This window comes from Hyphomonas sp. (assembly GCF_022844445.1).
In the GTDB taxonomy this organism is placed as follows: Bacteria; Pseudomonadota; Alphaproteobacteria; order Caulobacterales; family Hyphomonadaceae; genus Hyphomonas.
The window spans coordinates 109497-122495 of the sequence record NZ_JALHLS010000008.1; the positions used below are offsets into that span (position 1 = coordinate 109497).

Consider the following 12999-nt stretch of genomic DNA (forward strand, 5'->3'; position numbering starts at 1 on the left):
GATGAATCTCCCTTTGTGGACTGCCCATAGGCTAGAGGCGTCACTGAATTTTGCTTTACGCGAACGTAAGCGTAAGCGGAAGCCGTGACGCTGGGGCACCTGAAGGGGCTCTGTTGAATATGCCGCCCCTGTCCGTCCGTGGTAAACTGTGAGATAAATTCCTAACGGGAGACACGCACATGGCGCAAAGCCGTGGACCCATCTTGAAACTGGCGCTGGCCCTGTTTGGCGCGGCCGCGCTGGGTATGCCTGCTCTTGGGGCAGAGCGTCTCGTGATCCCGTTCCAGATCAGCGATCTTGAACACATGCAGATCCCGTTGGAAATCAACGGCACGACGATCACCACGGGCGTGGTGGACACCGCCGCGACCTTTCCGATGATCGACGGGCGCACAGCTTTGCGCAGCGGCGTGACCGCTCCGGATGCTGCCACACCGCGCGTCAGCATCCTGGGCGTTAACGGCGTGAAGGACTATCCCATTGTCCGCCTCGGCAGCGTGCGGTCCGGCAATGTGCGGCTCGATGCGTTCGAAGCAGCCTTCAGCCGCGATCTCGACATTCCGGGCTCGGCCGCCAACGTCCTGCCGGCTTCGGCCTTTCCGGGCGACATCCTCGAATTTGATTTTCGCGCCCGGAAGATTTCCGCCTATGACGGCCAGCCAGACAAGCCGGAGACCGCGCTTTACGACATCGTGCCCTATGAGCTGGATGGCGGGCTGATGTATGTCACCATCCGAATCAATGGCCGCAAGGGCCGTGCGCTGATCGATACCGGCTCGAACCTGACCTATGTCAATTCCGTGTTCGCAGACCTTTCCGGCCTCAAGACCAATCCGGAGAAGACACAGCTCCTGCAGGGCGCCACCGGCGGCGACCAGTCGCTGCGCGTGGCCACTGCGCGAAGGGTGCGCCTCGGGGACTTCAACTTCGGGAACGCGGACCTGTTCGTTTCCGATCCTGCGCTGTTCCGCCTGCTCGGCATCGACAAGGAGCCTGTCATGGTGATTGGACTGGACTTCTTGTCGGAGTTCCGTGTGCAGATCGACCGGCGCCGCAGCCGGATGGTGCTGAGCCTGCCGGACATCCCATTCGAGCAGTTCGGTGTCGAGCTGAACGCCCGTGATACGCGCCTGCGCTAGCCAAAAGCGCCGTAAGCATGCGTCAGCACGAGGCTGATCGCGTGCAACTCGCGGTCGATCTGGTCGAGCGGGCCGATGATGGTCTCGTGGATGCGGTCGTAGCCATAGCCGGAGGTCTGGCCAGAGCCGGGCTCGGTCAGACCGGTCAGCGGCTCGTCCTCGCTGCCGGAGCGGGGAAAGATGCGAGTGAGCACCTCGACGGCTTCGCCAAGGCGCAGTTCCGTTACCATACGGATGATGTCACGCTGACTCACGTCGTGGCGCTCCGAGATGCGCGGGATACTGCCGGCGAGGGCGATGGCCTTCATGAAAAGCGCCTGCCGGATCGCATGCAGCACGTGCAGGTCCAGCCGGCTCTCACGGCGCGCAGCAGCTGACGGTACGCCTGAGACGCGCGCGAGCAGCCGGTCAAACCGGCCAAGGTCGATCGAGAGCAGGTTCGCGATCCGGTGGATGGAGACGGCCGTCTCATCGCCGCGCAGCACATAATAGGCGGCGCGGTAGGCGCCGGCCTTGTCCGGCGAGGCAAGGCGGGCATGCGCGATCCAGACGCCGGGATCGAAGAGGTTGGCGTAGGCGCGCAGCGTCGGCAGGCTCGTGCGCGTGCGCGCTTCGCTGGCGAGCAGAATCAGGCTGCGCATACGCGGGCTCTCGCTGATCAGCGCGGCGACGCGCTCGCTCTCGCGCTGCAGGCTGGAGCCGATGCCCGCCGCCGTGTTCACAGGAATTCCGAGCTGGTGCAGCGTCGCATTGTGCGAAATCGCGCGCAGCGCCGCCGGGCCTGCTGGCCCGCCGCTGCGCTTCTTCTGGCGCGAGCCCGCGCGCACCACGAGTCCCGCCGCAAAGGAGCCGAGCAGGCGGCCATAATCAGGATCCGCGAACAATCGCTCATGCCAGGCCCGCAGCGAGCGGTAGAAGTCCCAGACAAGATCCGTGCGCGTGTAGAATGGGTCGGTCACGCCCTCGGGCGGCGGGGCAAGGCGGCTCTCGGCCCAGGCGGCGAAGGTCGTCTCGGCAAGCTCAAGCGAGGCAAAGTGAAGGAAGCCGTCGCCGCCCTGGAAGCTCACTTCGTGGATCAGTGGCACGCCGCGCGCCGCCGCACCCGCGCGCGTCCAGGGGCTGAGAAGATGATCAAAGCGTTGCTCAAACGTGCCCGGCCAGGCGCCGCGCCCCATCGACTCGCCATGCGTGTTGAAGATGAGCAGGCTGACATTCGCGTTCGCCGCTGCCAGCGCCCGGATGATCTGGTTGTGGATCCGCTCGATCGCCATCGAGGCGGCGACCTGACCGATGAAACGCCCGGAATCGGAAAAGCCGAACTGGATGGACAGGCAACCGCGCGCCTTCACATAGGCAAGGAATTCAGGCTCCTCCAGCAGTCGCTCGATGAAGCGCCCGCCGGTCTCCAGCGCTTCAGGTGTCTCGAACAGAGGCGAGATGTCGAGGTGTCCGGCGACGCCGTATTGGCGGGCGAGGTAGAGCGCGCCCATCACGGTCGCGGGGTTCTCGCTCTCGGCAATCAGGAAGCGGATTTCCGAGCCGGAATCGACATGCTTCAGGATCTGCGCGCACATCATGAACTGGCGCCGGGCGGTGGACTGTTCGCGGAAGAGATCGGCGAAGTTTATCGGCAGCGGCACAGACCCGCGCGCCTTTTCCGCCAGTTCCGCAAGCGCCACGCGCCCGAGTTCGCGGTCCTCTGTCTCGAGACCAAGGTCGCGCGCCAGCACGGTTCGAACCTGAGCGGCATTGACCCGCAGATGGATGCGCCCGGTGCCAAGCTGGAGCGCTTCCATCTGCGCTCGCAGCACGATCAGCTGCGCCGCCGTGATTTCCGGTACCTTGCCGATCGCCGCATCAATCACATCCGTCAGCTCACGGACATGGGTAATCTTGTCCGGGCTCTCAGCGGTCAACGCGTTCGCCGCCTCCACCAGCAGCGCCGCGTCTGTCAGCTCCGCCGAGAACCGCACGGCATGCGCATTTGCCGCTGTCGCCGCCCGCTTCAGCTTTTTCACCAGCGCGCCCAGCGCCGCCGGGGCCTTCACGCCCTCAAGTATTTCTGCCAGCTGCGCGCCGTAGCGCTCCAGCTGCACGGCCTTCTCACCAAGCCGCAGCTGCACCGAGCGGAACCACGGAATGTCCGTACGCCCGTCAAGGTCATATCCGACCCAACTCGCAATTGTCGGCAGAGCGGGCCGCAGCGCCTTCCAGGCACCCGGAAACGCCTCGCGCGCGATTTCGACCACATGCCCGGCATAGACCGCCTGTGCTTCGGCGGCGTGGGCGAGCGCGGCCTGCGCCTCGCGATGCTCGCCGTCGAGCGTGATCGATTGGTTCCAGATACGCCCATCCTCGCGGATCAGCTTCTTCAGCGCGGCGCGCTGGCCCGCGCCGGGTTTCGTCACATAGGCGGCAAGCGCAAGGCGCAGCGCCTGCGAAAGGGCAAAGGTCGGGTGCGCCGTGAACACGATGCCGCCGGCGGGTGTCTCCACCGCCGCCCGAAACGCGTCAAACCCTTCCCCTGCAAGCGCCTTTAACCGCGCGCGCACTGGCGCCCAGCCGGCCTTGGGCTCGGCTCCGGCATGCTGCTCGCGAAAATGCCCGGCGCGCTCTTCGAGCAGGATCAGATGCACCTCGCCAGCCAGCGCCGAGAGGTCCTCAAGCCGCGTCTCGCCCGCTTCCAGTTTCCGGAAGAGCGTCTGGGCAAGGGAGAAAACCGAATTGGTCAGCGGGTCGGCGTCGATGCGGGCCGCCTCCCGGCGCAGAAAGTCCTGCGCCCAGTCGAGGCTGAGAGGAGCGGTCTTGTGAGCGGTCATGGGCGAACACAAACGCAGGAATTGCAACGTTGTCAAAGCGGAATCGGCCTGCGCGGGCGCATGCCTGACCTGCACGGCGCCGGGCCCGCCCGGCCAGTGTTCATCTGAATTTAACAGTGGAGTTCCGCGCGGTGGGTTGTGTCGGCCCGCCAGGCCCCTACAACCCGCCCCAAGGCGGACTTGCGCCCCGTTTTCGGATGAGACTGATGTTTTCCCGGCGCCTGATCCTCGCCTTTGCCGCTTTTGCCTTGCTGGCGGTAGCGCTCGGCGCCCTCAATGGCTGGGTCTCCCGGCTTGCGGAGCACCGCGTGGTCCGGGGGCGAGTCGCCGCGGACTTGCTCAGCACCTATCTCGACGTGTCTGCCGAGAAGGCCCGCCTGCGAGTCTGGGTTCTGCAGAGCATCGCCGACCCCTCGACCGATCCCGAGACCGGGCCCGGGCTTGCTCAAAGCATGCAGCGCGACATCGAACTGTTGCGGGGCTTCGCCGCCGAAGCTGCCCGCATGGATGGCAACGATCCGGGCCTCCAGAAGGAACATGCCGATCGGGCCCGGACGATCGATCTGCTCGAGAATTCCGTCGCCTCGATGCTCAACCGGGTGGATGTTATCAATACACGCGCCGCAGGGGACGGCGGCAAGATCCCTCTATCAGCCGTCGACGAAGTGTTCGACCGCTATGGCCAGTATGACGTCCGCGCGGTGCTGAACCAGGCGATCGCCGCCGAGACCGAGGCACTCCGGCGCGACCGGGCCTCCGCCGATGAATCGCTCGCTCAGGCCCGCGCTGTCTCCAATATGGCGGCCAGCTCCATTGTCATCCTCGCCGTTATCCTGTCGGTCTACTTTTCCTACGCTCTGCGCCGCCCTTTGCGCGAGCTGACCGCTGGCGCGCAGGCCTTCGAAGCGGGCGACCTTGCCTTTCGCATCCCCGCTCTCAGCAAGGACGAGTTCGGCACGCTCGCCAGCCGAATGAACCAGATGGCCAGCCAGCTCGACCTGACCAGCCAGCGCGAGCGGGAGCTGCGCTCTGGTCTGGAAGTCATGGTCAGTGAGCGGACGGTAGACCTTCAGGCAGCGGTGGCCGACCTTCAGAGATCGGAAGCGCGCCGGCGCCAGCTGCTCGCCGATATCGGCCATGAACTGCGCACGCCAACCACGGTGATCCGGGGCGAGGCCGAAGTGGCGCTGCGCGGACGGGAAATGACCGACGCCGCCTACCGCGAGAGCCTCGCACGCATTGCCACCAGCGCCGAACAGCTCGGCAAACAGATCGAAGACCTGCTCACGATCGCACTCGATGATGCTGAAATGCTCACCCTGAAGACAGATGTGGTCGAGCCTGAACTGGAACTGCGCCGCGCCATAAGCCAGGTCAGCACGCTCGCCAATCTGCGCCAGGTGCAGCTTGTCCCGGCGCTTCAGGAGGCTGAGGCCTTCGTGCAGGGCGATGCCCGCCGCCTCGGCCAGATCATGAGCGTGCTGCTCGACAACGCGATCCGCTATTCCCATCCCGGCGGCAGGGTCGAGGTCGCCACGCGGTGCAGCCCGGACGGCTGGCACCTGGAAGTGCGCGATTTCGGGATTGGCATCCCGGAAGAAGACTTCCCGCGAATCTTCGAACGCGGCTTCCGTGCCAGTTCGGCGCGCACGCACCGCGCCGACGGCTCCGGCCTCGGCCTTTCGATCGCCAAGGCCTTCGCTGAGCGCCACGGCGGCAAACTTGATCTCGAAAGCGCCGTCGGGCAGGGCACCACCGTGCGCCTCAGCGTGCCGACGTTGAGGCTTGAGGCGGCTTGATGAACATTCTGATTGTTGAAGACGACCAGCGCGTCGCTGATTTCCTGGAGCGCGGCCTGAAAGCCGAAGGCTACCGCATTCGTGTCGCTGCGACGGGTACGGACGGTCTGGAGGCTTGCCGCGCTCTTTGGGACGAGCAGGTTCAGACCGGTGCGCGCGGCCTTGTCCTGCTCGATCTGATGCTGCCCGGCATGAACGGACTGGATCTTTGCCAGACACTGCGCGCTTCGCACATAAACCTGCCAATCCTGATGCTGACAGCGCTTGGCCGCATCGAGGACCGGGTGGCGGGGCTGCGCATGGGCGCAGACGACTACCTTGTCAAACCCTTCGGCTTCGAGGAGCTGCTTGCCCGCATCGAAGCGCTGCTGCGCCGCGGACCCCTGATTTCAGAGCCCGCCGGCGCGGTCCTCAAGGTTGCTGACCTGGAACTCGACCGTTCGCGCTTTACGCTGCACCGCGGCGGCGAGGAAATCCGTCTGACGACCAAGGAACTCGCGCTGCTGGAGCTTCTGATGTCGGCGCCGGGCCGGGTCTTCAGCCGCCAGCGCATCCTGACGAATGTCTGGGGCATCGACGAAGATCCGCTGACGAATGTGGTCGATGTCTATATCCGCCGTCTTCGCTCTAAGGTCGATGAACCGTTCGGCACCAGCATCATCGAAACGGTCCGCGGAGTCGGCTACCGCATCCGCGGATAAAAAAAGGGCGGCCGCCGGACTGGCCGCCGCCCTTAAGGTAGATCCCAGGTCCTAGTCCGCCGTGTAGGGCAGCGAGGAGTGGTGCAGCACGATGCGCAGATTTCCTTGCGGGTCGCGCTTGTAGCCCCAGGTCTTGTCGACTTCCGTGACATTGCCTTCCTGATCGGTCAGGCGAACCTTGCCCATCGACATCGCCACATCGCCGTCAATGAAGATCGCGGCGTTTTCAGTCTCGAACTTGCGCCAGTCGTTCAGGGCAAAGCCCTTGTCAGCCGGGAAGTTCGTGTCGCCGCCAACGAAATAGGCAAGTGCCCCGTCGCGCGTCGTGCGGAAAGTCTGTGGGGCCGTGGTCAGTGTCGGTTTGAACAGGACGGGGCCGAGATTGTAGCCATAGGCCGAGTCCAGAACTTTCTCCGCTGTGGCCTTGGCGGCGTCAAAGCCGCCCTTCTCGTTGTCGGTTGCAATCTGCACCAGCGCAGCGCCCCAGGCCTGCTGCGCCGCGAGCACTTCCTCGCGCGAGATTTCGCTGGTCGGCAGGGCCGCTTCGGACGCCGAGGCTGCAGCCACGGGCGGCTGCGCCGTGGCGCAGGCGCCGACCGAAATAACGCCGGTCAGTAAAAGGGCGGGCAGGATGCGCAGCTTGCTTGTGCTCATGATCTTCGTTCCTCTGTGATGATGCGCAGCGTTTGCCGCGTCGTGAGCTGCGAGATGGCAGAATACGGTGAGAAACGCCTGACAATCCGATGACAGAGCGATTACGGGCAGATGAACAGAAAATTACAGACGTTGCCTCCGCTTGAACCGTGGATCCTGGTCGGTAATTCGATCGGCATCGCAACAGTTCCGGCCCGGTCCGCCACCGTCCTCCGCATGGCTTCAGACCTCGCTGCGTTTCCCGAAACCCGGAGATTCAAATATGCCTCTTTCGGTCCGCCCCTTGCTCTTTTCATTAGTAGTTTCTGGCGTTTTCACAGGCGCCGCGCAGGCTCAATCGCTGACAGGGAATGCTGGCTCTGCAAACATCACCGCGGGTGACAGCGCCGCAGAGTTGCGTGCCGGCATCGATGACGAAGGTAACGTCCGGAGCCGTGCTCATATCGAGCACGCCTTTGCAGGCTGGTACCAGCTGCGCGCCATTGCCTCATTCCGGCAGCCGGAAGGTGGAAGCTGGGACTATTCCGGGTTCACGCTCGAGAACTGGTTTCAGTGGGCTGAGGAAGCTGGAGATGGCGCGGGGCTGAATGGTGGCCTCCGGCTCGCCTACACCTTCGCCGAGAATGGATCGCCTGACGAAGTCGCGGCCCGCGTTACGCTGACCGACAAGTTCGCCCGGGACTGGGAATGGCGAGCAAACCTGATCGCGGCCTTTGAAACCGGCGATCAGCGTGCCGAAGGCGCCGAGCTGGAGAGCCGACTCCAGCTGACCCGGGCGCTTTCCGCCAGGTGGATGGGCACAGACGAGATGCGCTTTGGCGCCGAACTTTTCAGCGAGTACGGCAACAGCGACGACCTGCCGGGTTTCAATCAGCAGGCCCACCAGTTCGGCCCTGTCTTTAAGGCCAAGTGGGACAACGGCGCCTACCTGCAAACGGCCGTGCGCGCCGGACTGACGGACGGATCCGATGACCTCATGGCAAAGGTGTTCATCGGCCGGGAATTCTGAATCGCCCGGCGCAACCCAGACGCGGGGACAGAAAGAAAGAGTCGGCGGCCCCTCATACCAAGGGGCCGCCGATGATTGTGATCAGACTTCGGTCTGAGCCTGTTCGATGCCCGGCTTCGGCGCCCGCGTCTTCATCAGCGAGTAGATGATGCCGCCGGCGAGCAACGCCAGCGTCACGCTCAGCGAGACGGCAGGCGGTATCTTCGCAAGTCCAAGCATGTCGGCCAGGAAGATCTTCGAACCAATGAAGATCAGCACCAGTGACAGCGCATGCTTCAGGTAGACGAAGCGGTGCACCATGGCTGCCAGCGCGAAATAAAGTGCCCTCAGGCCCAGAATGGCAAACAGGTTGGAGGTGTAGACGAGGAAAGGATCCGTCGTTATCGCGAAAATCGCAGGGATCGAGTCGACCGCAAAGATCACATCGGCAAACTCCACCATCACGAGCGCCAGGAAGAGCGGCGTCGCCGCCGTGACAATCTTCCCGGTCTTGCTGTCGACTTCCCGCACGAAGAAGCGCTGGCCGTGCAGCGTATCGGTCACCCGCATGCGCTTGCGCACGAACTTCAGCACAGGGCTTGAAGCAACGTCATACTCGGAGTGTCCGGCCGACAGCATCTTGACGCCTGTAAAAATCAGGAAAGCGGCGAAGATATAGAGTACCCAGCTATACTGATCGACAATGGCCGCGCCGGCTCCAATCATGATGCCGCGCAGGACAATAACGCCGAGGATGCCATACAGCAGCACGCGGTGTTGGTAAGCGCGGGGAATGCCGAAATAGGCAAAGATCATCGCAATGACGAACACGTTGTCCATCGCGAGGCTCTTCTCGACGACGAATCCGGTCCAGTAGAGGACGGCATCTTCCTGGCCGCGCAGGTACCAGACCCATCCACCGAAGGCGAGGCCGATGGTGATATAGAAGGCCGAAAGCAAAAGGCTTTCACGAACGCCAATCTCGTGGGCATCGCGGTGCAGCACGCCGAGATCGAAGGCAAGCAGTAGCACGACAATGCCGATGAACGCCGCCCACAGCCATAAGGGCGTGCCGAGCACGTTCGCGAACAGAAATTCCATGTTTGATCACTCCGCCCGGCGGATCACGCTTCATGCTCCGACATCGCAAGTGTGCGGGCGGCACTTGCCAGAGGGGCCCGGTTGCAGCGCGTCATATGGTTTGCCGGATCTTCCGTAGCAAGAGGAGGTGTCCGGACGTTTCTTCTCGCCTCTTGCGGCGGCGGCGGCTTGACCTTGAAGGCGGGAGTGTTCAGAGGCGTCCCCAGTTCAGTGCATTGATATAAAACAGAAAAAACATGTTCTTGGGGTTGGCGCTCAATTGCCGCGATAGTCCGCGCCTATGGCTGCGATCAGAAATTAGTACCAGTGCTGACTTTCCTGGGGACGCCGGACAGGGTCCGGGGAATATAGGAAACTCCTATTGTGAGTAACGGAAAATCGTCTTGGCACGGACGCCTTCGCATAGCGACTTCCCTCCAGAGCCCCGCATCGTTGCGCGGGTCACGTGTCCAACCCCGGAGACTTAAATGTCGGAACTCAACTACGCATCCCGGACCGCGCCCCAGGCGCCCAGCATGGCTGTGGATGCGGGCCTTCGCGCTTACATGCTGGGCATCTACAACAAGATGGCCCTGGGCCTCGCCGTTTCGGCAACCATCGCCTGGACGGTTGGCTCCGTGCCGGCGCTTTCCTCGCTGATCTTCGGCACACCGCTGCGCTATGTCGTCATGTTCGGCCCGCTTGCACTCCTGCTTGTCGCGGCCTTCGCCATGCGCCGGCCGTCTCCGATCGCCGCAAACCTGCTCTACTGGTCGGTTGCCTCGTTGATCGGCGCCAGCCTCGGCGCCTGGGTACTTGCCGCCCGGCTTGGCACGGGCGCCGACTTCCTGACGATTGCGAAGGCTTTCTTCATCACGTCGGCGGCTTTCGGCGCGCTCAGCCTGTGGGGCTATACGACCCGCCGGGATCTATCCGCCTTCGGAACAATTCTCGTGATGGGTGTCGTGGGCCTGGTGCTCGCCTCCCTCGCCAATCTGTTCTTCCAATCCTCGCTGCTCAGCTTCGCCATCTCGGTGATCGGCGTGGTGGTCTTTTCAGCCCTCACGGCCTTTGACACGCAGCGACTGAAGCAGGAATACTATGTTCTTGAAGGGGATGCGCGCGCGATGGCAGCGGCCACCAGCCTTGGCGCCCTCTCGCTCTACCTGAACTTCGTGAATCTCTTCCAGTTCATCCTGTCGATTCTCTCGCCGCGCGAGGAATAAGGAAAAGAAGAGGACAAAGCGGCCGGCGGCGCAGCTCCAGTGCGCCGCCGGCATACTTTTGGCTTGAGGATAACAGGCAAAAAAAATCCGCCGGCGGGGAGAGGGTTCCCGCCGGCGGTAAGTGACCCACGACGGCTATCGCCGCCGTACGGTCTGGAGGGGGTAGGCTGCGACCGCCAGGGCTGGTTGCAGCACACGCTGTCGCTGAGGTCGCCGGGCCGGCTGTGCGGCCTTGCGCGGCTTGTCCGGAAACAGCATGTCGAAGTCCGCGGGCGACAGCATGTCAGATACCCCGCAATCCGCTGGCGCGCCGTGCACGGAATTTCCGCCGCTTGCGCCAGCCCCGGCGCTCCGGCTGACCGGGCCGCGCAGAGATGGGGGATGCCTGCACGGTCGCCGGAAGGTGGCCTTGTCCGGCTACACCGACATGGCCTTTGGCATGGATATCGTAGCTCATGGTGGTCTCCTCATTGCGAACCGCTTTCTGGTTCACTAGCGAAATGGGGCTTGAAGAGTGATAGTTCCAATCTAACTATTCTTTCAATTCGATAGCAAAAGACTATACCTTGAGACCGACACTTCGTCAGATGCAGTATCTCATCGCCATTGCCGATACCGGTAAGTTCGGCGATGCCGCCCGCCAGGTAAATGTCAGCCAGCCAAGCCTGTCCGCGCAGATTGCGGAGATGGAAGCGAGCCTCGGCGTCCAGCTTGTCGAACGCTCTCGTCGCGGCGCCATGCTTACCATTGCGGGCCAGGAGCTGGTGCGGCGTGCACGGAACATCCTGCGCGAGGTGGAAGACCTGAAGGCGGTTGCGCGTTTCGGCCGGGCCGAGCTGTCCGGCCGGCTGCGCCTTGGTGTCCTGCCGACCGTTGGTCCCTATCTCCTGCCGCTTGCCACCGGCGATCTGCACAGGCGCTTTCCCGAGCTGCGCCTCAGCGTGCGCGAGGAGCGCACCGTCGATCTCGACGAGCATCTGCAGGCCGGCGAATTCGACACAATCATCTCCTGCGCCATCGACCATGAGAACGTCCACCACGAAGTCCTTTTTTCTGAAAGGCTCTATGTCTGCGCGCCCGCCGAAGATCCGCTGTCGAAGGGCGAAGGTCCGGTGCGGCTGAAGGATCTCAAGGGCCACTCCCTGCTGACCCTCGGCCAGGGTCACCGTCTGAACGCGATTATTCGAGAACTCGCGGCAGCCTCCGGCGCCCTTGTCAGCACCGAATATGAGGGCACCAGTCTCGATGCGATCCGCCTGATGGCGGAGATGGGCGCCGGTATTGCCGTCCTGCCGAGCCTCTACGCGCTGTCCGAAGCGCGGCGAAACAAGGGGCTGAATGCGCGCCTTATCGATCACCCTCTGGCCCGGCGGGAAGTGTCGCTGATCTGGCGGGACACCTCGCCATTGGCGGCCAGCCTGCAGGGACTTGCTGGCCCCTTGCGGGCCGCGGCTGAAAAGGTATTGCGCTCCGAATAGGTCAACTTCGATAGCCTAAGGCTATCGAAAGCATCCCTTCTATCGATTGGCGTCTGCGCCCCTTACTCCGCTAGAGGCCTGCGGCAGACGGAGGCCGCCCGCCTTCTGGCAACGGAGCAGACCCGCATGGACATCGCGCTCGCCACGCTCCTGTCGCCGATTGTCCTTTTCTTTCTGCTTGGCCTCGGGGCAGCGCTTCTCAAGTCCCAGATGACGATCCCGGAGGCCTTCGCGAAAGGCCTTGCGATCTACCTGATGATGTCGATCGGCCTGAAAGGCGGCGTGGCCATCTCCGAGGGTGATCTGGGCTGGGATGCCGGCTTCGTGATGATCTCGGCTGTCGCGCTGTCCTTCCTCCTGCCGGTCATCGCCTACGGCCTCCTGCGCTTCACCACACGCCTCGGCGCCGTCGATGCCGCCGCCACCGCCGCGCATTACGGCTCCATTTCCATCGTCACCTTCGTCGCCGCCGGCCAGGCCATCGCGGCCGCCGGCCTCGAAACCTCGGGCTACCTTGTCGCTGTCGCTGCGCTGATGGAAGTGCCCGCGATCATCTCGGCACTGATCATCGCACATCGCAGCCCCGGCAGCCAGGAAAGCGTTGCTGGATCGGACCGGGGCGAGCTTGCCCGTGAGGTAATGCTCAATGCGTCGGTCGTCGTGCTGATAGGTTCACTGATCATCGGCTGGATCAGCGGCGAGAAGGGCATGAAGACCATTGCGCCCTTTTTTGTGGAGCCCTTCCAGGGCGTGCTCTGCCTTTTCCTGCTGGATATGGGCCTCTCCGCCGGCCGCGGCCTGCGCAATGGCTGGCGCCAGCTTGGTCCGGGAACGATTGCCTTTGGGATTTATATGCCGCTTATCTCCGGCCTGCTGGCGGCCGGCGTGGCGGCGCTCAATGGCATGGGCACCGGCGATGCAGCGCTGCTTATCACGCTGGCGGCGTCGGCGTCCTACATCGCCGTGCCTGCCGCCATGCGCCTAGCCCTTCCGAAAGCACGGCCCTCTATCTATCTCACGCTCTCGCTCGGCATTACATTCCCGTTCAATCTCATCCTTGGCCTGCCGCTCTATATCTGGCTGGCAAGAGCTATAACGCCCGGAGCCGCTTGATA

Annotated in this window: 11 protein-coding genes; 7 read left to right on the forward strand and 4 right to left on the reverse strand. The window is 63.5% G+C overall.

Features of this window, described 5'->3' with window-relative positions; translation table 11 throughout:
- The first annotated feature begins 179 nt into the window (after nucleotides 1–179).
- Nucleotides 180–1139, forward strand: a complete 960-nt coding sequence (locus Q0C17_RS10915; RefSeq protein WP_291205801.1) for an aspartyl protease family protein — start codon at nucleotides 180–182, stop codon at nucleotides 1137–1139.
- Here the strand turns inward: Q0C17_RS10915 and Q0C17_RS10920 are convergent.
- Complete coding sequence (locus Q0C17_RS10920; protein ID WP_291205804.1) at nucleotides 1136–3958, reverse strand: phosphoenolpyruvate carboxylase; 2823 nt, start codon at nucleotides 3956–3958, stop codon at nucleotides 1136–1138. The two genes, Q0C17_RS10915 and Q0C17_RS10920, sit on opposite strands and share 4 nt — an antisense overlap.
- A gap of 206 nt (nucleotides 3959–4164) precedes the next feature.
- Here Q0C17_RS10920 and Q0C17_RS10925 point away from each other — a divergent pair, with 206 nt between their 5' ends.
- Together Q0C17_RS10925 and Q0C17_RS10930 are read left to right on the forward strand one after the other, a co-directional pair.
- Nucleotides 4165–5757, forward strand: a complete 1593-nt coding sequence (locus Q0C17_RS10925) for a HAMP domain-containing sensor histidine kinase (protein ID WP_291205807.1) — start codon at nucleotides 4165–4167, stop codon at nucleotides 5755–5757.
- On the forward strand, nucleotides 5757–6458 hold the full coding sequence (locus Q0C17_RS10930; protein ID WP_291205810.1) for a response regulator transcription factor: 702 nt from the start codon (nucleotides 5757–5759) through the stop codon (nucleotides 6456–6458). Before Q0C17_RS10925 ends, Q0C17_RS10930 begins: the two co-directional genes overlap by 1 nt.
- Nucleotides 6459–6509: 51 nt before the next feature.
- On the opposite strand, the gene Q0C17_RS10935 is transcribed toward Q0C17_RS10930, so the two are convergent.
- Complete coding sequence (locus Q0C17_RS10935; RefSeq protein ID WP_291205813.1) at nucleotides 6510–7112, reverse strand: phosphoribosyl-AMP cyclohydrolase; 603 nt, start codon at nucleotides 7110–7112, stop codon at nucleotides 6510–6512.
- A gap of 262 nt (nucleotides 7113–7374) precedes the next feature.
- Between Q0C17_RS10935 and Q0C17_RS10940 the strand changes: the two genes are divergently transcribed.
- Nucleotides 7375–8121: a hypothetical protein gene (locus Q0C17_RS10940; protein ID WP_291205816.1), complete on the forward strand. Its 747-nt coding sequence runs from the start codon at nucleotides 7375–7377 to the stop codon at nucleotides 8119–8121.
- An 81-nt stretch (nucleotides 8122–8202) separates the two neighbouring features.
- Here the strand turns inward: Q0C17_RS10940 and Q0C17_RS10945 are convergent, their stop codons facing one another.
- Nucleotides 8203–9201, reverse strand: coding sequence for a TerC family protein (locus tag Q0C17_RS10945; RefSeq protein WP_291205819.1), 999 nt, complete (start codon nucleotides 9199–9201; stop codon nucleotides 8203–8205).
- Nucleotides 9202–9668: 467 nt separating this feature from the next.
- Here Q0C17_RS10945 and Q0C17_RS10950 point away from each other — a divergent pair, with 467 nt between their 5' ends.
- Nucleotides 9669–10406 carry a Bax inhibitor-1/YccA family protein gene (locus Q0C17_RS10950; protein ID WP_291205822.1) on the forward strand — a complete coding sequence of 246 codons (738 nt, stop codon included), beginning with the start codon at nucleotides 9669–9671 and terminating at the stop codon, nucleotides 10404–10406.
- Nucleotides 10407–10689: 283 nt separating this feature from the next.
- On the opposite strand, the gene Q0C17_RS10955 is transcribed toward Q0C17_RS10950, so the two are convergent.
- A complete protein-coding gene (locus Q0C17_RS10955; RefSeq protein WP_291205825.1) occupies nucleotides 10690–10863 on the reverse strand; it encodes a hypothetical protein in 174 nt (57 codons plus the stop codon).
- A 109-nt stretch (nucleotides 10864–10972) separates the two neighbouring features.
- Here Q0C17_RS10955 and Q0C17_RS10960 point away from each other — a divergent pair, with 109 nt between their 5' ends.
- Together Q0C17_RS10960 and Q0C17_RS10965 are read left to right on the forward strand one after the other, a co-directional pair.
- Nucleotides 10973–11884, forward strand: a complete 912-nt coding sequence (locus Q0C17_RS10960) for a hydrogen peroxide-inducible genes activator (protein ID WP_291205828.1) — start codon at nucleotides 10973–10975, stop codon at nucleotides 11882–11884.
- Between the two features lie 126 nt (nucleotides 11885–12010).
- The gene (locus Q0C17_RS10965) at nucleotides 12011–12997 is read left to right on the forward strand and encodes a sodium-dependent bicarbonate transport family permease (RefSeq protein WP_291205835.1); all 987 of its coding nucleotides are present in this window, start codon (nucleotides 12011–12013) and stop codon (nucleotides 12995–12997) included.
- Nucleotides 12998–12999: the final 2 nt, after the last annotated feature.

Excerpts from the sequence above, each read along its gene's own strand:
- Q0C17_RS10950 (WP_291205822.1), top strand. The coding sequence starts at position 9,669 with ATGTCGGAACTCAACTACGCATCCCGGACCGCGCCCCAGGCGCCCAGC.
- Q0C17_RS10920 (WP_291205804.1), bottom strand. The coding sequence starts at position 3,958 with ATGACCGCTCACAAGACCGCTCCTCTCAGCCTCGACTGGGCGCAGGAC.
- Q0C17_RS10955 (WP_291205825.1), bottom strand. The coding sequence starts at position 10,863 with ATGAGCTACGATATCCATGCCAAAGGCCATGTCGGTGTAGCCGGACAA.
- Q0C17_RS10935 (WP_291205813.1), bottom strand. The coding sequence starts at position 7,112 with ATGAGCACAAGCAAGCTGCGCATCCTGCCCGCCCTTTTACTGACCGGC.
- Q0C17_RS10925 (WP_291205807.1), top strand. The coding sequence starts at position 4,165 with ATGTTTTCCCGGCGCCTGATCCTCGCCTTTGCCGCTTTTGCCTTGCTG.
- Q0C17_RS10930 (WP_291205810.1), top strand. The coding sequence starts at position 5,757 with ATGAACATTCTGATTGTTGAAGACGACCAGCGCGTCGCTGATTTCCTG.
- Q0C17_RS10945 (WP_291205819.1), bottom strand. The coding sequence starts at position 9,201 with ATGGAATTTCTGTTCGCGAACGTGCTCGGCACGCCCTTATGGCTGTGG.
- Q0C17_RS10965 (WP_291205835.1), top strand. The coding sequence starts at position 12,011 with ATGGACATCGCGCTCGCCACGCTCCTGTCGCCGATTGTCCTTTTCTTT.
- Q0C17_RS10915 (WP_291205801.1), top strand. The coding sequence starts at position 180 with ATGGCGCAAAGCCGTGGACCCATCTTGAAACTGGCGCTGGCCCTGTTT.
- Q0C17_RS10940 (WP_291205816.1), top strand. The coding sequence starts at position 7,375 with ATGCCTCTTTCGGTCCGCCCCTTGCTCTTTTCATTAGTAGTTTCTGGC.